The organism is Methylophilus sp. DMC16, assembly GCF_056314045.1.
This window is the reverse complement of record NZ_JBQUZC010000002.1, coordinates 237,870-257,938: the sequence shown is the minus strand read 5'-3', so window position 1 is coordinate 257,938 and position 20,069 is coordinate 237,870. Positions and strand designations below refer to the sequence as shown.

The window sequence follows — 20,069 nt, the reverse complement described above, 5'->3', positions numbered from 1 at the left end:
ATGCGGTATGTCCTGATTTTGTCCATTCTACTGGCGGCAGCCCTGCTGTACCTGCTGTCTCTCGCCAGTGCCAACACCGCCATCAGTGGGGATTATTACCTGATCCTGCTGTATATCAATGCTGGCCTCGCCGTGTTGTTGCTGGGGGTGATTGCCTATCAGTTACGCCATCTTTACCAGACCACCAAAGCCAAACAGGTAGGCAGCAAGCTGAATTTCAGATTGCTGGTGTCTTTTGCCCTGATGGCGTTGATTCCAGGCATGATCGTCTATCTGGTTTCCGTGAACTTCCTGTCACGCTCGATTGAGTCTTGGTTTAACGTTAAGGTCGAATCCGCACTGGATGGGGGGCTGAATCTGGGGCAACGGGCGCTGGATATCATGCTGGAGGACGTCAAGGAAAAGGCGCAAAGCATGGCGGTCTCGCTATCACTGCAAACGGCCCGCTCACATTATGGACAACTGAACGATCTGCGTGAAAAAGCCGGCGTCCAGGACGCGGCATTACTGACCCCGCAAGGTGCGATTCTGGCTGTCAGCAGCTCTGACCCCAGCAGCTTTTTACCTGAGCTGCCTTCTGTGCCGCAGTTACGCCAGGCACGTAGCCGTATCTACGGCAAAATCGAGCCTATCCCCGGCAAAGGCTTGTACATGCGCGTGCTGATCCCAGTGGAAACCTTGGGCATCACGGGCGAGATGCGGATTCTGCAATTGATGCAACCGGTGCCCAAGGCGCTTTCGAATACTGCCGAATCGGTGCAGGAGGTCTACCGCGAGTACCAGACCTTGTCGTACAGCCGGCAGTCACTCAAAGACATTTTCATGCTGACGCTGACCATGATTTTGCTGCTGTCCATGCTGGGCGCATTGACCATCGCATTTGCACTGAGTCGGCGCATGGCGCAACCCTTGACGGTACTGGCGGAGGGGACCCGGCTGATTGCCAGTGGCGATTATTCGCAGCAGCTGCCCTCATTTGGCAAGGATGAGCTCAGTGTGCTGGTGAAGTCGTTCAACAGCATGACGCGACAGTTGCAGGAAGCGAAAAATGCCTCTGAACAGAGCCGTCAGCATGTGGAGTCTGCACGTGCCTACCTGGAAGCTATTTTGTCGCACCTAAGCTCAGGCGTGATGACCATTAATGAACAGGCGGAGCTGCGTGTTTACAATCTGGCTGCCACCAATATTTTGGGGATTTCGCTGGTGGGTTTTAAAAACAAAGTCTTTACCGACATTGCGGCCGAAAATGATTACCTCACGCCTTTTACAGCGTTGGTGATGCAGCACTATGAAGACACGTTGCAATTTGACCATCATGAACGGCATTTAAGCAGCCAGATCGAAATTGAAGGGGTGCATGGCAAGCAGATGCTGATGCTGCGGGTGACGCGGTTGCCGGAAGGGGCGGGGCACGGCCTGGTAGTGGTGTTTGATGATGTGACCGCCATGGCGCAAGCCCAGCGCGATGCCGCCTGGGCCGAGGTAGCCAGACGGCTGGCGCACGAAATCAAGAATCCGCTGACACCGATACAGCTGTCTGCCGAGCGCTTGCAGCTGAAGCTGCGCGACAAACTGGAAGAAAAGGATGCGGAGATGCTGTTTAAGTCTACCGATACCATCGTCAACCAGGTGCAGGCGATGAAGAATATGGTCAACGAATTTAGTGAGTATGCCAGAACGCCTGCCGCCCAACTAGTAAGGCTGGATTTGAATGCCTTGATCCGCGATGTGAGCCGCCTTTATAACGCCTCTGTGGTCAAGCTGGTACTGTCCCTGCATGAGCAGCTGCCCGAGATTTATGCCGATGCCACCATGATGCGCCAAATCCTGCATAACCTGCTGCAAAATGCCCAGGATGCATTGGTGCAAACTGAACAACCGCAAATTGTGATCTTGACCGATTATGATGGCGAGCGTATAAAATTGTCAGTGACGGATAACGGCAGTGGTTTTCCCACCGAGGTGATGGCGAGGGTGTTCGAACCTTACGTCACAACCAAGTCACACGGTACCGGGTTGGGATTAGCCATTGTCAAAAAAATGATAGAAGAGCAGCGTGGACAGATACGCATTGATAATCTGCCACAAGGGGGCGCCAGCGTCACCATCAGCTTGCCGGTCGATAAACAACAACAACGTCGGCGCGTTGAGCGCATCGTGTAAGGAAGTACCATGGCTTCACGTAATATTTTGGTCGTCGATGATGAAATCGGCATCAGGGAGTTATTAAGCGATATCTTGCGGGATGAGGGGCACGTCGTGCGCCTGGCAGAAAATGCACAAATTGCCAGGGACGAGCGGCTCAAGCAGCGACCGGATCTGGTGTTGCTTGACATCTGGATGCCTGATTGCGATGGCATCAGTCTGCTTAAAGAATGGGCCAATGCCGGCTTGCTGACCATGCCGGTGATCATGATGTCTGGGCATGGCACCATAGATACCGCGGTCGAGGCCACTCGACTCGGGGCGTTCGACTTCCTCGAAAAACCGATTGCCTTGCAAAAGCTGCTCAAAACCGTAGGCGCAGCGATCAAACATACCGAGCATCTGGCGCATACCGAAATTAACCTGTCCAGCTTTGGCAAAAGTGCCGTCATTCAGGAGCTCAAGCAGCGCTTGGAGCAGCTGGCGCGCCATAAAAACACCTTGTTCCTGATTGGTAAAAAAGGCGGCAGCGTGCCATTGTGCGCCAAGTTTTTGCGTCCGCAGAATACGCCGTGGGTGGCCTTGACCGAGTATGAGAAGCTGGTCACCGCACCGATGGAAATTCTCGAGCAGGCCCGTGAAGGCGTGGTGTTTGTCGATGAAGTCACCAGACTGGGCAAGACCGAACAAAAAGGCCTGCACCTGCTCATCAATAAATCCGAAAAATACGGGGTACGCGTGATTTGCGCCAGTGAGCATGGCTTGCCGCAACTGATTGAAAAAGCCATGCTGGAGCAGGCCTTGCTGCAAACGCTGGCCGGGTCAGCGGTGAAGGTGCCTTGCCTGGATGAGCACAAAGAGGATATTCCCGATCTGGTCAATGCGATGGCGACCCTGATGGTTGAAGCCAGCAAGATTGACTACAAGGCGTTTGATGTGGCGGCGCTGAATGCGCTGCGCAATGCTGACTGGCCAGGTGATTTGGACGAGCTGGAGTCCGTGGTACAGAACCTGCTCATGACCAGTTTGGGTGAAAGCATTACCCAGACCGATGTGCAGCGTGTTCTGGCCAATTTTCAAGGACAGCGCGGCGAGTCGTCCGAGCAGCATATGCCGCTTAATCTGGATCAGCCCTTGCGTGAAGCGCGCGATGACTTTGAGCGTTTTTACTTCCAGTACCACATGCGGCTGGTCAAAAATAATATGAGCCGGTTGTCAGAAATTTCGGGGCTGGAGCGGACACACCTCTATCGCAAGCTCAAACAGCTGGGGATCAAAATCAAGGGATAAAAAAAGCCGGGCTAACCCGGCTTTTTACGACTGAATCGTTTATTTGTTGCGGTTATCCAGACTGCAAGCAGTTTGCGGATAAATACTCAACAACCACATGCCACCGGCGATGCCCAGGTAGGCAAAAAACGCGTCCAGCGAAGCCTGGCCCAGCACCAGTGCCATAAATACCGCCAACACGCCCAAAACGCGTGCAGATAGTTGGGTTTTGTACCCCACGATCAGCAACAGGCCAAACACAAACTGAATGAAAATAAGCAATGGTGCAAACACGGCTGGCAGGCCAAATTGCCCTAACATCATTTGGTATTGCAGATAACCATCAGGCGTATTTAAAATGGCCATCAGCTTTAAAATCACCACCCCAAAAAACACCAGCCCCAGTAAAATCCTGGCCGCTGCGGTTTGAAAACGACACATAACTTTTCCTCAAATCCTGTTTTAATAAAGGATGTATGATGCCTGCGGGCTGTGACAATTGCAATATTTGCTCTGGAGACTGTCATGTCTGTAAAGCGCGTTGAGCTCCGAATCAGTACACTGAGTAAGCAAGATCCTTTATGGGCAGACTGTAGCCGGATACGGCAACAGGTCTTCATAGATGAACAACAGGTGCCCGAAGCGCTGGAGTGGGATGCTGCGGATGACACTGCAGTGCATCTGTTAGCGCATTACGCGCATGATGCCGTGGCGTGCGCCCGCGTTCTGCCCGGGGGCTATATAGGCCGCATGGCGGTATTGCCCGCATGGCGGCGGCGAGGAATTGGCGAGGCCATGCTGTTGCAGGCAATACAGATCTGTCGGCAATGGGAGCTCAGCGATGTGCGCTTGTCGGCGCAGAGGCATGCAATTGGTTTTTATGAGCAAGCCGGGTTTGTTGTTTGCAGCGAGCCGTATCTGGATGCCAATATCCTGCATGTCGATATGCAGCTTGAACTGATATAATCACGGTTTGAATTTTCTCCAACATCCAGACATACAAAGGAATTCTCATGTCAAAAATCGTATTTAAAGCGGGTGAAGCTACCGTGTTTTCCGAAGGCAAGGACGTGACTGCCGCGATGCCAGAAATCGTGATCGGTTCCGTGGACGGCCCAGTGGGTACGGCTTTCGCGAACATGATGGCGCAAACCAAAGGCCACACAGCCATGTTTGCCGTGCGTGACATCAACCAGATGGTGCGTCCAGCGACCATGATGGTGCCAAAAGTCACCTTGAAAGATTCCTTGAATATCGAATTGTTCGGTGGTGTGGTGCAAGCCGGTGTGGCTGATGGCATTACCGATGCAGTGATCGAAGGCATTATTCCTAAAGAGCTGGTCAATGATCTGTGCATTATTGCCTTGCTGTGGATTGATCCGGGCTGTGCCAAAGAAGCCAATCTGGACAAAGCCGATCTGTACAAAAACAACTACGAAGCGATCAAGCTGGCCTTGAAGCGCGCATTGAACGACGAGCCTAGCATTGATGAGCTGATTGCTAACCGTCACAAAATCAAGCACTGCATGTGGGAAGATAGCTGGGATCAGAAATAAGTCAGGATCCCCTGTTTATCCTGTGTGAAATAGGCCCCGCATGTGCGGGGTTTTTGTTATCCGGCGAAAGTGGGCAGACGCGCAATGAAATATTTAATTAAACGATATCTGGCCGTGATTTATGAAGCCTTGTTGATGCTGGCCTTGGCCCTGGCACTGACCGCCGCTTATGTGCTGGTGGTGGGGGATGCCAGTCATGGCTTGCGGCGTGTAGGTTTGCAGATGCTGTTGTGGCTGTCGATAGGCGCTTACTTTGTGCGCTGTTGGGTGGTGAGCGGACAAACGCTGGCCAGCCAGACCTGGAAGCTGAAAGTGGTAGATGCCGAGGGCAGCTTGCTGGACTGGCGCCTGGCTTTGCTGCGCTATGGGGTGGCAACACTGTTGTTGCTCCCGGCTGGGCTGACATTGTGGTGGGCAGTACTGGATCGCGAGCAGCAGTTTTTGCATGACCGGCTGCTAGGCACGCGGATAATCCGCATCACATAAGCACGAGTCAGGCGCGTTTTAACGCCGCTCTACGTAGTAAAGCATGCCCAGGCCGACCAGCAAAAACAGTAGCGTCGGGCTGATGGCACTCACCAGCGGTGGCCAGTCATTGAGCACACCCAAATGAACGAACACGCGGTTCATGATCTGGTAGACCACGCCCAGAAAAATACCGGCAAAGATTTTGGCGCTGATGCCACCGGCACGCTGTTGCAAAAAGCCAAATGGTAAGGCCAGTACCACCATCACCAAACAGGCCAGTGGATAGACCAGCTTAGCCCACAGTGCGACCTGATAGCGGGTACTGCGTTGTCCATTTTGATGTAAGTATTGAATGAAGCTATACAGGTTCCAGGCCGACATTTTTTCTGGCAATACCAGCAGCACATTCAACAGTTCTGGCCGGATCAGTGACTCCCAGCGCGTCTGCTTGAAAAACTGTGAGGTGATCGAGTTATCCTGAATCTGTTTGCTGTGATTGATATTGGTCTGGGTGACGTTAGACAGCACCCAGTGGTCATCCTGAAAGTAGCCTTTCTCTGCATGGCTGATGTGCTTTAACTTAAACTGGGGGTCGAAATCATAAATGCGGATATCGACCAGGCTGGTGTCTGGCATGACCGAGCTGACATTGACAAAACTGCTGCCGTCTTTAATCCAGAGGCCGGATTGAAAGTCCTGCGCGACGACGGAATCGGTGGCTTGAATACGGATGCGCTGCGCCAGTTTTTCACTAATGGGCGCAATGATCTCGCCAATCAGAAAGGTCACTAATGCAAACACTAGGCCGATTTTAAGCAGAATCATGGCAATGGATTGCAATGAAATGCCGCTGGTGCGCATGACAATCAGCTCCGAGTTCCCGGCCATCGCGCCCAATGTGTAGACGATGCCCAGCAATACGGCGACTGGTGCCACCTCGTATATATGGCCAGGGATACTGAGGGCGACATAGGTGAGCATGCTGTTGATGCCATAGTGACCTCGTCCCAGGCTGTCCAGCTCCTGTAGCAGGTCAAAGAACGAAAACATGGCAAGCAGGCCCAACAGCACCAGCATGATGCTGAAGCTGATCTCTTGCCAGAAATAACGGTTTAAACGGGTCAGGGTCATGGCTTAGCGATTTTGGGGGTGCGTTTGAGCCAGCCCGGCATCAACGGTTTCAGATGTTTGCGTCGGTGGTAAAGATACCAGCCGAGCAGGATAAAACTCAGGTGCACGGGCCACAATCCCACCAGTACCGAAATTTTGCCTTGCGTAATCCAGGCCTGAAAAATGCTGAGCAGGTTGTTGTAGATGATAAAGATCAGGATCGCAAACATGATGTTGAGCGAGCGGCCTGCACGTGGATCGACAAAACTGAGCGGGATGGCAAGCAGGACCATGACGATGGTTGAGATCGGAATCGCCATGCGCCAGTGCAGCTCGGCATGGTCTGCGGCGCTGGCATCGCTCAGCAGCGATTGCGTGGACTTGATCTGCGCGGTAGTGGTGGCGGGCGCAGTCTCTTTGGCTTCGACCCGGATATCATAGCGCTCAAACTCGGTGGTCATGACCTCCAGACTGTTGGGCGTGGTTTCATAACGCCGGCCATGTTCCAGCCGTAAAAAATTATCACCGTTGCTGGCTTTGTAGCGGCTGCCACGATTCGCAGTAATAATGCCAATTTTGCCGTTTTGTTTGGATTGGACGAACACGTTTTTGACTTCGTAGCCAAGCTTGTCAAAGCTCTCAATAAAGTAAATGCGATCGCCCGCGCTCGACTCCTTAAAGGTCCCGGGGCTGATTGATGACAGTTCATCCCGTTTTTTGAGCTGCTCGCGGTAGCTGTCAGCCTTGCCACTGGCCCAAGGCATAATTATCAGGCTGAACAGACTGATGATGAGCACAATCGGTGCCAGAAACCGCATGATAGGCAAGACCCATTGCCTTAAACTCAGCCCTGCGGACATCCAGATCACCATTTCCGAGTCGCGGTGCCAGCGTGTCAGCGTCAATAGCACGGCCAGAAAAACGGCGAGCGACATCATCATGGGCATGAATTGCACCAGGCTAAAGGTCAGGATGGTGCCAATGGCATCGTTAGGTAAAATGCCTCTGGAGACCTGGCGTACGATATTGCCAGCGCGCTGGGCGACAACGATGCCGAGGATAATCAGGAAGATGGCAGAGGCAGAAGACATGAGCTCTGCAGACAATGCACGTTTGAAAATTTTCAATTTAAATGCACCGCTTTGAAATCAGCATAAAACACTAGATAATACAACCATCACTTAAGCTAGTTGCATGGAACCAAAAAGGATAAAGATGGAATTTAGCATAAAAAGCACTTCCCCGGAAAAATTGCGTACAGATTGCTTGCTGGTGGGCATTTTTGAAGGCCGTAAACTCAGCGATTTAGCCAAGCTGCTGGATGGCGCCACTGAGAAAGCCATCTCGGCGGCCGTCAAGTCTGGCGATATGGAAGGTAAGGCTGGTACCACTCTGATGTTGCGCCAGTTGGCAGGCGTCGCGGCGCCCAGAGTGCTGCTGGTCGGCTTGGGTAAAGCCGATGAGCTGAATCTCAAAGGATTGCGTGCCAGTTTCCGCGCCGCGATTAAAGCGTTGCCAGCAGGCGTAGATCACCTCGCCACCGACTTTGCCGCGCTTGCGTTGAAAAAAGTCAGTGTGCAGCAAAAAACGGCAGCTTTGGCTGAGGTGGCGCTCGATGCCACTTACAAAGTGAATGCGGTCAAAGAGAAATCGGTGGAGCCGCATCCGCTGCAATCCGTCAGCGTGTTGCTTGAAAAATCCGCACAAGCCGAGGCCGAGCTGGGGCTGAAACAAGGGCAGAGCGTTGGCCAGGGCGTGGCGTTGGCCAAAGACCTGGGCAATTTGCCACCAAATATCTGTACGCCCAGCTATTTGGGCAAGCAGGCTGAAAAGTTAGCCAAGGAATATGGCTTCAAGGTCGAAGTGCTGGATCAGGCTGCGATTGAAAAACTCAATATGGGCTCATTTTTAGGCGTGACCCGTGGCAGCGAAGAGCCGCCGCGCTTTATTGTCATGCAGCATTTGCACGGTAAAAAATCGCAAAAACCGGTGGTGCTGGTGGGTAAAGGCATTACGTTTGATACTGGCGGCATTTCACTCAAGCCAGGGGCTGAGATGGATGAGATGAAGTATGACATGTGCGGCGCGGCATCCGTGTTTGGCGTGTTCAAGGCCTTGGGTGAGTTGAAGCTGCCACTCAACGTGGTTGGCTTGATCCCGACCTGTGAGAATATGCCAAGCGGCCGCGCGACCAAACCTGGCGATATTTTGACCAGTATGTCTGGCCAAACAATAGAAGTATTGAATACCGACGCCGAAGGCCGTTTGATTCTGTGTGATGCCTTGACCTATGCCGAGCGCTTTGAGCCTGCCGCGGTGATTGATATTGCAACCTTGACCGGTGCCTGCGTGATTGCACTCGGCCATCATGTCAGTGGCTTGTTTGCCAATAATGACCAGCTGGCCAAAGCGTTGCTGGAGGCGGGGGAGCAAGCCGGTGACCGTGCCTGGCAAATGCCGCTGTGGGATGACTATCAAGCACAACTGGACAGTAATTTTGCCGACATGGCCAATATTGGCGGGCGCGCCGCCGGCAGTATTACAGCCGCCTGCTTCCTGTCGCGCTATACCAAAAAGTATGACTGGGCACATCTGGATATCGCAGGCACTGCCTGGAAATCTGGCAAGGAAAAAGGTGGCACTGGCCGGCCAGTGCCTTTGCTCATGAGTTATCTGTTGGCGCAAGCCGCACAATAAAAGGCATGACCAAAATTCGTTTTTATACGGATGTGCCGGATACGCCTGCATTGATGCAACATTTAATATCGCAGGCGTTTTCCAGGCAGCGCAGTGTCACCGTCTATTTGTCAGATCGTCAGCAGGCTGAGCAGTTGAGTACTCAGCTTTGGCAGCAGCCGGTTGAAGGCTTTTTACCGCATGTGCTCGCCGATGCCGACCATGCAGCGCTGACGCCTGTGCAGATTGCCTGGGCGCCTGAGCAGATCCGGCAGGATGATTTATTGTTTAACTGCCAAACAGCATTGCCCAAGTTTTTTAGCCGTTTTCGACATGTGTTCGAAATCATTGGGCAAGACGAAACTGAAAAAGCGACTGGTCGCCAGCGCTGGGCGTTTTACCGTGATCGGGGCTATGAGATTCAGCATATCAAGTCCATGCAGTCACAAGCATAACGGGGAGGGTGTGTGGAAACTTCAGAAATTCCGGTGTTAACCAAAGTTGTTCAAAAATCTGCGGCGCCAGTGGCCGAGGTGGTGATGCCAGACATGAACGAACTGGTGGCACAGCTCAAACAGGCTTTATTGCCTGAGATCACGCAACTCATCACGACGCAGTTGGCCGAGCAGTCCAGTGAGTCGCTCGCGCAGCACCAGCAAGGGCTGACCCAGTATGCCAACGCGTTGCAACAGACCGTGTTGTCACAGGCACAAACCCAAATCGGCGAAAGCATACAGTCGATTGAGCAAGCTTTTCGTGAAGCGATGGGCAATGTCAGCAAGCAACAGGTGGAGGGTCTGGAGGCGCGCCTGAGCGCGCTGACAGAGGGGCAGCTCGCTCAGATGCAACAACGGGAACAAGCGTTTACCGAGGCGCTGGAAAGTCAGTCCGAGCAACAGTTGCAGGCGGTCGAAGATAAGCTGGTCCAGCTGAATGCGTCGCAGCAGGCCACATTTGCCACCACCGAACAAACACTGCTTGAGCGGTTGGAGGCCAATAGCCAGCAATGGCTGGATGAACGGCTCGCCAGTTTGTTGGCGCAACAGCAAACCGAACTCGAAAGCAGAGTATTGGCATTGCGTAGCCAACTGGAAGCAGCGTTGGAGACGCATTTGCAGCAATTACAGGAACAAGCCAAGTCTCGCTTGTCCGCCAGCCACGAGCTGGCTGCGGCGACTCTGGCTGCAGACTATAAACAATCGTTGCAGCAAGTGTTTAACGAACTGTCTGCACAACAACTGGAGGCCTTCAAGCAGGGCATGCAGGACGACTTGTCGGTCAATGCTGCCAGCATGCAAGAAAAAGTCGCTGCCTTGGTGGCGATGCAACTGCAGGTGATGGAAGAAGACATGAACAAACGGCTTAAGTCACGCATTCTGGAGGTGTTGCAGGGCATCAAGTTTGTGATGCCAACGGTTTAAGGGCTTGCGTTGGCCAGGGTCAGCACCACGGGCGTATGGTCGCTGGGGCGTTCGAGCTTGCGTGGTGTTTTATCTATCACACAGCTTTCGCAGTGTGGTTTGAGGGCGTTGCTGACGAGAATGTGATCAATCCGCATGCCCATATTGCGGCGGAAGGCGGCCATGCGGTAATCCCACCAGCTAAACTCGCCTGCCTGATCATTAAACAACCTGAAGCTATCATGCAAGCCTAAGGCCAGCAATTGCTGAAAGGCGGCCCGCTCAGCCGGACTTACCAGCACCTGGCCCAGCCAGGCCTGCGGGTCGTGGCAGTCACGGTCGTCTGGTGCAATATTGTAATCGCCAAGAACTACCAGTTTTTCATGTTGACTCAGTTCTGCTTGAAGCCAGCTTTGCAGTCCATTAAGCCATGCCAGCTTGTAATGGTATTTGTCTGAGTCTACTGCCTGGCCATTGACGACATAGGCACAAATCACCCGAATGCCTTGTATGGTGGCCGCAATTATGCGTTTTTGCGTGTCAGCATAGTCTGGCAAGTCCAGGTGAACAGCCTCTATTGCATGCGGGCTTAGGATCGCCACGCCATTATAGGTTTTCTGGCCGTTATGCACGGCATTGTAGCCAGCCTCTTTGAGCGCCGCATACGGAAACTTGCTATCTTCCTGTTTGGTTTCCTGCAAGCACAGTACATCCGGTTGATTCGCACTGAGCCAGTCCAGCACATGCGGCAAACGCACGGTCAGCGAGTTAATATTCCAAGTAGCGAGTTTCAACCATCTTCCCCTTAAATTCAGTGCAACAAGCCGTGCTGACGTTGATTTGCCGCTATTTTACACGAGCAACTGAGATCACAGGCAATGCCTGCATGCCGGTCTAAACCGGCTTGTTAACTCACACCCGGAGCATTAATGAGATCAATTCTCCGGATACCTCATGGATTCTGTGTTTATTTCTGCAATCTGTTTGCATACCACTGCCGTATAAATACAGTTGGGCCTGACAGAACACCTCGCATCCAGTCAGGATATCTTTCATGTTGTCTGGATCCGCATGACACGCCGATGGATTGTTTTAGTCTGCACCTCGCTGCTGGCCATGGTTTGGTCAGCATTCGCCTATGCGGCACCCCCGGCTGAGCCTATCCGCTTACAACTCAAATGGCATCACCAGTTTCAATTCGCTGGTTATTACGCTGCCTTGCAACAGGGTTACTACCGTGATGAAGGGTTGGCGGTCGAGATTATCGAGGGTAACCAGTCCATCGATCCCTTAAAGCAGGTCTTGTCTGATCAAGCAGATTACGCCATCGGCGATTCCGAAATTCTGATTTCACGCTTGTCTGGCCAGCCGCTAATCGCTCTGGCCGCCATTTTTCAGCACTCCCCGTATGTGTTACTGAGTTTGCAAAACAGCGGAATCAAGCGGCCTCAAGACCTGATCGGCAAACGCATTATGCTTTCGGGTGAACATGGCCGTTTGCAATTTCAGGCCATGCTATTCAAGCAACATCTGGATATTCACCAAATGACGCTTCTGCCTTATCGCTCAAATCTGGATGATTTGATTGAGGGGCGCGTGGACGCCATGATGGCCTATGCGATGGATGAGCCCATGCAATTACAGCAAAGAGGCTATGCCCCCGCTATTCTTAGCAACCAGGCCTATGGCGCAGATTTTTATGGCGATGTACTGTTCACGACTGAACAGGAGCTGTTGCAACATCCTGCACGGGTTGAGGCTTTTTTGCGCGCCACCAAAAAAGGCTGGAAGTACGCGTTCAATCATCAAGAGGCCATGGCCAATGCGATAGCCAGCATGCCTGGCGTTGCGCAACGCGACATCAATCAACAGTCTCTGTTGCAGGAGGCGCGTTTAATGGCGCCTTATGTGTTGTCTGAGGTGGTGCCCTGGGGACATATGAATGAAGAGCGCTGGCAGTCGATTGCCCAGACCTATGCCGCGCTGGGGCTGGTTCCTGCCAATGCGCAACTACAAGGCTTTATCTACCACCATGATGTTTCTATAGAACGCCCCTATGTGAACTGGCTGATACGCGGGGTGTTTACACTCGTGCTGGTGGTGGCTGTCACCGTGTTGTGGAACCTGCAAATGCGCCGGCAGGTCTCTGAGCGAACGCGGGCCTTGCAAGAGGAAATAGATCAGCGGCGCCAGACTGAGTATTTGCTCAAAGTGGCGGGCAATGTGGCAAAAATCGGTGGCTGGGTCATAGACCTGCCTACAAAGCGTATGCGCTGGTCTGACGAAGTGGCGGCCTTACATGAATTGCCACCTGGATACTCTCCCAGCCTTGAGGAAGGCATGGGTCTTTTTGTACCAGCCTATCGGGCGATCATGTCCAGCGCGCTTGAGAAATGCATGTCGGAGGGAACCCCTTATGATCTGGAGCTGGAAAAGGTCACCGTGCATGGCCGCCGGTTCTGGGTGCGCGCAATGGGGCAGGCGTTGCGCGATGAGCACGGCCGGATTGTTCAGGTGCAAGGCTCGTTACAGGATATTACGGTACAAAAACAACTTGAAGCGATCAAGCAGGGACAAGACAAAATACAGGCGATGCTGCTCGCGGATATCCCTTTACCTGAGATTTTGCATGCGGCCGTGCAGCTCATCGAGGCGCATTTTTCCGAGGTGTATTGTGTGATTTTGCAGATGGACCAAGATGGGCGGCATCTGCATCATGCCGCCTCGCACCGCTTGCCAGCCAGCTACGCACAAGCGATGAGTCAGCTACCTGTTGCAGGCTATGGGATGCTCAGTTTGACGCAGAACCGGGTGATAGCCGAAGACATCAGCACGCATCCGCTATGGGCTGACTATGCAGACCTTGCGCTGAAACATGGCTTGCGTGCCTGCTGGAGTCTGCCCATTTTCTCACGCAGCCAACGGGTGCTTGGCATGCTGGCAATGTATCGTCAGTCTCGCCACTTGCCAGAGACAGCCGAGTTGGACATGGTCGAGAGTTATGCCCATATTCTCGGGTTGGCGATTGAGCGCGAGCAGGCCGATGAACAATTGAAGCTGTTACAAAGTGGTGTATCACGGCTGAATGATATGGTGATGATCACTGAGGCGCCGGTACACACCCCGTTACAGCAAAAAATTGTCTTTTTAAATGAAGCGTTTACACGTATCACCGGCTTGGCCGTGGACCAGTACAATCATCTTTCGCCGTTTGAGCTGTTTAAAAACAGTACGCCTGCCAACGATTTGCAACGCATTAAGGAAGCCTGGCAACAGCAATTACCGATTAAAACAGAAGTGGTGACTGTCGATCATCAAGGTAACGGCATTTCATTGGAAATGGATGCCTTGCCGCTGCATGACAAGCGTGGCCGTGTGACGCATTGGGTGGCTGTACTCAGGGACATCAGTGAACGCAAGCGCACCGATGCGCAAATTCGCCAATTGGCCTACTACGACACCATGACCGGCCTCCCCAACCGGCTGTTGCTGCAAGACAGGCTGGCGGCCCATATCCATAAATCCCAACTTAAAAAAACCGGTGGTGCCTTGATGTTTATCGATATTGATAACTTCAAAACACTCAACGATACCCATGGCCATGCGGTAGGTGATGCCTTACTGATTGAGGTCGCCAAACGCATTAAACACTCTGTGCGGCGGCAGGATACAGTCAGTCGCCTGGGCGGTGACGAATTTGTAGTGGTGCTCGATAGTTTGTCATCCGCGGCGGACCAAGCGGAAAAGCAGGCGCGCAAAATCTGTGAAAAGATCGTAGGCGCCTTTAAAAAGCCGTTCAAACTCGATCACTACCAGCATTACACGACCCCCAGCATCGGCGTCGTCCTGTTTGATCCTGACATGAGTCAGACCGATGAACTGCTCAGACGCGCCGATATGGCCATGTATAAAGCCAAAGAGGCCGGCAGAAATGGCTACCGATTTTTTGATGTGCAGATGGAAACCGAGCTTAGGCAGCGTGTGGCGCTGGAGGCTGAGTTACATGAGGCCATACAAAAGCGGGAGTTTGTCTTGCATTTGCAGCCGCAATATAACAGACAGCATCAGATGGTCGGTGCAGAAGCACTGTTGCGCTGGCAACATCCTGAACGTGGCCTGATCATGCCCGGTGAGTTTATTGCCCTCGCCGAGGCTAGCGGACAAATTGTCGCCCTGGGGCGCTGGGTCTTGCAGCAGGCCTGTGCCTTATTGCAGCAGTGGGCATTCCATCCGCAACTCAGTCAAATGGTGCTGGCCATGAATGTCAGCCCCAAGCAGTACCTGCAATCAGCATTTGTCACGGAGGTGCAGCAATTGCTGACCGAGGCCAACATTGCCCCGGGCCGACTTCAACTTGAGTTGACGGAAAGCATGTTGATCGACAATGTGGAAGATATCATCGCCAAAATGACCGCGCTCAAAGCAGCAGGTGTCAGTTTCTCGCTGGATGATTTTGGCACGGGCTATTCTTCACTGTCTTATCTCAAGCGCTTCCCGTTTGATCAGCTCAAGATCGACCAGTCGTTTGTACGCGACATGTTGCAGGGCCAGGATCATCAAAGTATCGTCAATGCCATTATTTCACTAGGGATCAGCCTGCAACTCGACGTATTGGCTGAAGGGGTGGAGACCGAGGCGCAGCTCGACCTTCTCACACGTTTGGGATGTAATACGTTCCAGGGCTATTATTTCTCTGTTCCGCAGCGTACGCAGGATTTTGAACGTTTGGTCGCAACCGGACGGTCTGTCATGACAGGCTGATGCTTGGCAGCGCCAGCCTCTCACGCACCTTACATAAAAAAACTCCCGGTCAACCGGGAGTATGAGAGAGGACTGTGTGTGGTCGCTAACGGCCTGGAGTGGCGCTCCAGGCTGCGCCAGTCGCATCAGACTGACGCGCGACCACGGATCAAACGCGGTGTTGATCAGAAGGTAGAACTCAGCGTGACTATCCAGCGATTATCTGTCAGGTCTTTGGACCGGCTTCCGCCATTAAAACTGGAGCCACCGTAACCTTGGGGACTCCAGTAGCCAGTGTCATTCGCCCCCACATAGTACACGCCAAGGTTCAGCCCAGTCGTATTCGCTACTGCCAGCGTTTTACTCAATCCAATTTTGTAGTCAGTGTTGTCTGGATTCCCTTTACCAGCAGAGTAGTCACCATAAGAGAGTGGTGTTACCTTGGCCGCTACATCAAGCATCCCAACGTGTCCCACCAGAATCAGGTCATAAAACGGCAGCGGATAGTTGGCATTTAACTCGATGTAAGTGGAGCCACGGCTATCACTGTCAAAACCGGTACTCTTATTGGCGCCAAACCAGTCCGTGAGCGTGACAGAGGCTTTTGCACTAATCCAGTCATAACTGAGGGCAACATTTGCTTCATAAGTGTCAAAGCGCTGGCTACCCACTCTGGTAACCCCGTCGCTGCGTTTACAGTTACATTTGTTCCAATTGCCGCCTGGATAGAGGTAGCCAATCAGCCCAGCTGACCAGGCGAGCTTTTCAACTGCAGCGAAATTGCCATTGTAGCCCGTGTAAATATCAATCTCGGTGGTACTGTCGACATAGGTTTGTGGCGTGATACTAGACCCCCAAACGCCTGCATAAAAGCCGCTCTCATGGGCAAGATCCATCCCGGCCTGAACGGCAGGCTTGTGCCATGACTGAGAGATGCCGCGGGAGTAGTAGTCCGACACAAAGGCCACATTTCTGGACAATGTCCAGGCAGACTTTTCTTCTGCCTGGCTAAGCGTGGAGACGAAACTTGCGGAGACGAGTGCAAGAGCAAAAAGGATAGATTTACGCATAAATAGGGTCCCTGTTAATGAATAATGTGAGCTCATTCTGCGGATTGCAGCCCCCTGCGGCTATCCCAAATCGGCAAAGATGCAGATAAAAATGGCGATGGGAGGTTTGAGGATTAGGTGAGCAACCTGATGCGCAGACAGTGCTTTTTGCGCCCATGCCATGCACTAAAAATAGGCGCAGCATGCCTAATTGCACCTGGATTGATAACTTTGTGATGAGGGTAACCAATGCTACGAAATAAAAGCGCGCAGGAAATGCTTTGTAAACCTGCATGGCGAGCTGAATGCTGGGCGGTGTGCTAAAACAGGAGAGTTGGAATGTTATTTGCTAACACAGCACTACAGTTAGCTCACACAATAATAAAGCAGACTCAGGGATACCATAATGTTAGAACACTGCGCGCGCACTGCGGCATTATTGACGCTGCCACAGTCAAAATATTTGCATAGGGAAAGTCAGGATTTTGATGAGCAGTCTCAGTTCCTGCAAGGCTGGCATCAGGATTACTCACAGCTCTCGGCCGGGCACTTTAATGGCTTTTTGACCCATGTGCACTTGCCTGAGGTGTCATTATTCCTTGAGTTTACTAATCAGCAACTCCATCAACAAGGCTATCTGGATGAGGAAAAAATCTCCATCGGGGTGCCGATGAATAGCATTCAAAAGGGTATGTTTTGTGGCAGCCTCTGCGAACAGCAGGCGGTGCATATTTTTTCTGGCAGAAACGGTTTTGAGTTTGTCTCGCCCGCAAACCTCACCATCGGCCTGATTGTGATTTCGAGAAAATTTCTGATGCAGTACTTGTCAGATGACGATCAGGAGCGACTGGACCAGCAGTGCAAGAGTGCCAAGATTTTATATTTGAGCCAAACAAAGTATCAGAACCTGGTCCGATTTGTGCGTTCTGTTTTCACGACGCTCAAGGCCCTGCCTGGCTTTATTCAATACCCTACGCTGGTGCAAGAAACACAAATGATGGCTTTGCAAATGGTGGCCGATACATTGCTCTGTGACGATTCGGCGCCGAGGACCGTTTATTATCAGCATCAATCCTGGCAAGTGGTCACCAAAACCCGAAAAATCGTGCGTGAACGCCAGGATGATCCTATCACCGTCGTCGAGTTGTGCGAGTCTTTGGCCATGAGCCACCGCACCTTGCAATATCATTTTCAAAGAACCCTGGAGAAAAGTCCGATCGTCTACCTGCGCACCGAGCGGCTCAATGGTGTCCGCCAAATGCTGAGGCACGCCAATTCTGTGACGGAGGCAGCCACGTCATGGGGGTTCTGGCATTTTGGACATTTTTCGCAGGAATATAAAAAGATGTTTGGTGAAGCGCCCTCTACAACCTTCAAGCGCTTTCATGAGTAATGCAGTGATTTAGCTTTATTGGCTCGAAGGCGCGTCTTGAATCATAACGACATCGCTTTCATCTTTGAGCGCAACGCCTGACAATTTTAAACGGTTGGCTTCTTTTGCCAGCCATAACAATTTTTTTGCGGCGGCGGCATAACCCAGGCCATCTGGCCTGACATTGGAAATACAGTTTCTGTCCGCATCACTGCGGCCACGCCGTGGCTGATGCGTCAAATAAATCCCCAGACTATCCGGCGAGCTGAGTCCAGGCCGCTCACCAATCAGCATGGCTACCATGTTTGCGCCTAGCATTTCGCCCACTTCATCGGCCAGTGCAACCCTGGCCTGGGAGGCAATCACCACCGGCCCCAGATGCCATTCCGCAGGGGCTTGCGCATGAATTTCTTGCAATAACGGCAGCGCGTGATTTTTGATTGCCAGTGAAGACAAGCCATCCGCCACCACCAGTAATAAATCAATCGCTTGTTTTGGTTTGGCAGCTTTGAGGTGTAGCCCGCTGTCCTCACTCAGTTGACGGCCCCAATCGGGCCTTAATAAATAAGAAGCCCGGTCTGGCGCCTTGCTCTGAACCTGATGGACATCGACTGACAATGTCGCTTGAATTTGCGCCATCAACGCCTGGGTATCCAGGCCAAGATGAACCGCATCCCTGGCCAATGCATGGCTCAAACTGAAATCCAGGACTTCTTGCGTAGGCAGGCTGCTACCTACCCTGCCGAGTGCAATCCGCGCTTGCGTAAAACTTTTAAGCTGCGTCCAGGGATCTTCACTGACGATGCCTGTGCTCGGGTCTGCGGGTGGCTGATGCATATTAAGGGGCACTCATTAATTGCTTGGGTTTATTTTGTAACAAGGCATGACTATTGTCTACCGGGCGGATCATGCCGGTGTGATCCATCAGGTTCATGCGTTGTAGCCACTGCTCAAACTCCGGTGCTGGCTTCAGGTTGAGTGTTTTACGCAAATAGAGCGCATCGTGAAAGGAAGTGGTCTGATAATTAAGCATGATGTCATCCGCCCCTGGAATGCCCATGATGAAGGTAATTCCTGCCACAGACAGCAAGGTCATCAAGGTGTCCATGTCGTCTTGATCTGCCTCGGCATGGTTGGTGTAGCAGACATCACACCCCAGCGGCAGGCCCAGCAACTTACCGCAGAAATGATCTTCCAAGCCAGCGCGGATGATTTGTTTGCCGTCGTACAGGTATTCAGGCCCGATAAAGCCCACCACCGTATTGGTGAGTAAGGGCGAAAAGTGGCGGGCAACCGCATAGGCACGTGCCTCGCAGGTTTGCTGGTCCATGCCAAAATTGGCGTCGGCCGAGAGTGCCGAGCCTTGGCCTGTTTCAAAATACATAACGTTCTGGCCTACCGTGCCGCGTTGCAGTGACAAGGCTGCAGAATAAGCTTCATCCAGAATGGAAAGATTAATGCCAAACGTTTTATTGGCTTGCTCGGTGCCGGCAATCGATTGAAACACCAAATCAATCGGCGCGCCTTTTTCAATGAGTTGAATCTGGTTGGTGACATGGGTCAGGATGCACGACTGGGTGGGAATCTCATATTGATTAATGACTTCATCAACCAGGTAATATAAGTTCATCAAGCCAGGAATACTATCGGTGGCCGGGTTGATGCCGATCACCGCATCTCCGGAGCCATACAATAATCCGTCTAGCAGAGAAGCGGCAATACCGCGGGCATCGTCGGTCGGGTGGTTGGGCTGCAAGCGCACAGACAGCCGACCCGGCAGACCGATGGTATTTCGGAATGCGGTCGTCACTTGGCATTTTTTGGCGACCAGGATCAAGTCCTGGTTGCGCATCAGTTTGCTGACCGCTGCCGCCATTTCCGGCGTGATGCCTTTGGCAACCCGTGACAGCGTGGCGGTATCCGTGGTATCCAGCAATAGCCAATCTCGAAAGTCGCCTACGGTGAGATGGCTGATTTCACTAAATGCCTGCGCATCATGCGTATCAATGATCAAGCGCGTCACTTCGTCTTGTTCATAAGGCAGCAACAACTCCTCTAAAAAGCGTTTGAGCGGCACACTGGCGAGGCACATTCTGGCGGCCATCCGTTCGACATAAGTCTCTGCAGCCACGCCTGCGAGAAAGTCGCCAGAACGCGGCGGTGAGGCTTTTGCCAGCACTTCTTTCAAGTCTTTAAACTGATACTGGTGTACGCCAACGCTGTAACTGTAAGCCATCTTTTTCTCACTCTCCAAGGAATCAACAGGGGACTCCTTTACGTACCT

The 20,069-nt window shown here is 52.4% G+C and carries 17 protein-coding genes; 10 read left to right on the top strand and 7 right to left on the bottom strand.

All coding sequences use genetic code 11. The features are described from left to right. Entirely contained in the window at positions 1-2,163 is a 2,163-nt protein-coding gene (locus ACT53D_RS09415; RefSeq protein ID WP_194748819.1) for a sensor histidine kinase, read from the top strand. A 9-nt stretch (positions 2,164-2,172) separates the two neighbouring features. Further along, complete coding sequence (locus tag ACT53D_RS09410; protein WP_194748818.1) at positions 2,173-3,435, top strand: sigma-54-dependent transcriptional regulator; 1,263 nt, start codon at positions 2,173-2,175, stop codon at positions 3,433-3,435. A 39-nt stretch (positions 3,436-3,474) separates the two neighbouring features. Here the strand turns inward: ACT53D_RS09410 and ACT53D_RS09405 are convergent, their stop codons facing one another. Then, the gene (locus ACT53D_RS09405; protein ID WP_194748817.1) at positions 3,475-3,855 is read right to left on the bottom strand and encodes a DoxX family membrane protein; all 381 of its coding nucleotides are present in this window, start codon (positions 3,853-3,855) and stop codon (positions 3,475-3,477) included. 84 nt (positions 3,856-3,939) lie between these two features. Here ACT53D_RS09405 and ACT53D_RS09400 point away from each other — a divergent pair, with 84 nt between their 5' ends. The 3 genes from ACT53D_RS09400 to ACT53D_RS09390 all read left to right on the top strand — a co-directional run bounded on the left by ACT53D_RS09400 (position 3,940) and on the right by ACT53D_RS09390 (position 5,456). Continuing rightward, a complete protein-coding gene (locus tag ACT53D_RS09400; RefSeq protein ID WP_338655489.1) occupies positions 3,940-4,380 on the top strand; it encodes a GNAT family N-acetyltransferase in 441 nt (146 codons plus the stop codon). Between the two features lie 47 nt (positions 4,381-4,427). Beyond that, positions 4,428-4,970, top strand: a complete 543-nt coding sequence (gene fae, locus ACT53D_RS09395; RefSeq protein WP_476155830.1) for a formaldehyde-activating enzyme — start codon at positions 4,428-4,430, stop codon at positions 4,968-4,970. 84 nt (positions 4,971-5,054) lie between these two features. Next, entirely contained in the window at positions 5,055-5,456 is a 402-nt protein-coding gene (locus ACT53D_RS09390; RefSeq protein ID WP_476155828.1) for an RDD family protein, read from the top strand. Positions 5,457-5,474: 18 nt separating this feature from the next. Here ACT53D_RS09390 and lptG read toward each other — a convergent pair whose 3' ends face one another. Together lptG and lptF are read right to left on the bottom strand one after the other, a co-directional pair. Then, entirely contained in the window at positions 5,475-6,569 is a 1,095-nt protein-coding gene (gene lptG / locus ACT53D_RS09385; RefSeq protein ID WP_194748809.1) for an LPS export ABC transporter permease LptG, read from the bottom strand. Next, positions 6,566-7,675, bottom strand: coding sequence for an LPS export ABC transporter permease LptF (gene lptF, locus ACT53D_RS09380; RefSeq protein ID WP_194748808.1), 1,110 nt, complete (start codon positions 7,673-7,675; stop codon positions 6,566-6,568). The genes lptG and lptF overlap by 4 nt, the downstream gene beginning before the upstream one ends. Positions 7,676-7,763: 88 nt before the next feature. Between lptF and ACT53D_RS09375 the strand changes: the two genes are divergently transcribed. From ACT53D_RS09375 to ACT53D_RS09365, 3 genes are read left to right on the top strand one after another with little or no spacing between them, the layout of a single operon-like run. Then, the gene (locus tag ACT53D_RS09375; protein ID WP_194748807.1) at positions 7,764-9,245 is read left to right on the top strand and encodes a leucyl aminopeptidase; all 1,482 of its coding nucleotides are present in this window, start codon (positions 7,764-7,766) and stop codon (positions 9,243-9,245) included. A 5-nt stretch (positions 9,246-9,250) separates the two neighbouring features. Then, positions 9,251-9,679, top strand: coding sequence for a DNA polymerase III subunit chi (locus ACT53D_RS09370; RefSeq protein WP_476155826.1), 429 nt, complete (start codon positions 9,251-9,253; stop codon positions 9,677-9,679). A gap of 12 nt (positions 9,680-9,691) precedes the next feature. Next, positions 9,692-10,645 (top strand): hypothetical protein, encoded by a 954-nt coding sequence (locus tag ACT53D_RS09365; RefSeq protein ID WP_476155824.1) that lies wholly within the window; start codon positions 9,692-9,694, stop codon positions 10,643-10,645. Here ACT53D_RS09365 and xth read toward each other — a convergent pair. Then, complete coding sequence (gene xth / locus ACT53D_RS09360) at positions 10,642-11,418, bottom strand: exodeoxyribonuclease III (RefSeq protein ID WP_476155822.1); 777 nt, start codon at positions 11,416-11,418, stop codon at positions 10,642-10,644. The genes ACT53D_RS09365 and xth overlap by 4 nt on opposite strands. 277 nt (positions 11,419-11,695) lie before the next feature. Here xth and ACT53D_RS09355 point away from each other — a divergent pair, with 277 nt between their 5' ends. Beyond that, positions 11,696-15,385, top strand: coding sequence for an EAL domain-containing protein (locus ACT53D_RS09355; protein ID WP_476155820.1), 3,690 nt, complete (start codon positions 11,696-11,698; stop codon positions 15,383-15,385). Positions 15,386-15,549: 164 nt separating this feature from the next. Here ACT53D_RS09355 and ACT53D_RS09350 read toward each other — a convergent pair whose 3' ends face one another. Further along, positions 15,550-16,434 (bottom strand): TorF family putative porin, encoded by an 885-nt coding sequence (locus ACT53D_RS09350; RefSeq protein ID WP_476155818.1) that lies wholly within the window; start codon positions 16,432-16,434, stop codon positions 15,550-15,552. Positions 16,435-16,819: 385 nt separating this feature from the next. Between ACT53D_RS09350 and ACT53D_RS09345 the strand changes: the two genes are divergently transcribed. After that, on the top strand, positions 16,820-17,806 hold the full coding sequence (locus tag ACT53D_RS09345) for a helix-turn-helix domain-containing protein (protein ID WP_476155816.1): 987 nt from the start codon (positions 16,820-16,822) through the stop codon (positions 17,804-17,806). Positions 17,807-17,821: 15 nt separating this feature from the next. On the opposite strand, the gene eutC is transcribed toward ACT53D_RS09345, so the two are convergent. Next, positions 17,822-18,622: an ethanolamine ammonia-lyase subunit EutC gene (gene eutC / locus ACT53D_RS09340; RefSeq protein ID WP_476155814.1), complete on the bottom strand. Its 801-nt coding sequence runs from the start codon at positions 18,620-18,622 to the stop codon at positions 17,822-17,824. 1 nt (position 18,623) lies between these two features. Further along, positions 18,624-20,021 (bottom strand): ethanolamine ammonia-lyase subunit EutB, encoded by a 1,398-nt coding sequence (locus ACT53D_RS09335; RefSeq protein ID WP_476155812.1) that lies wholly within the window; start codon positions 20,019-20,021, stop codon positions 18,624-18,626. Positions 20,022-20,069 lie beyond the last annotated feature (48 nt).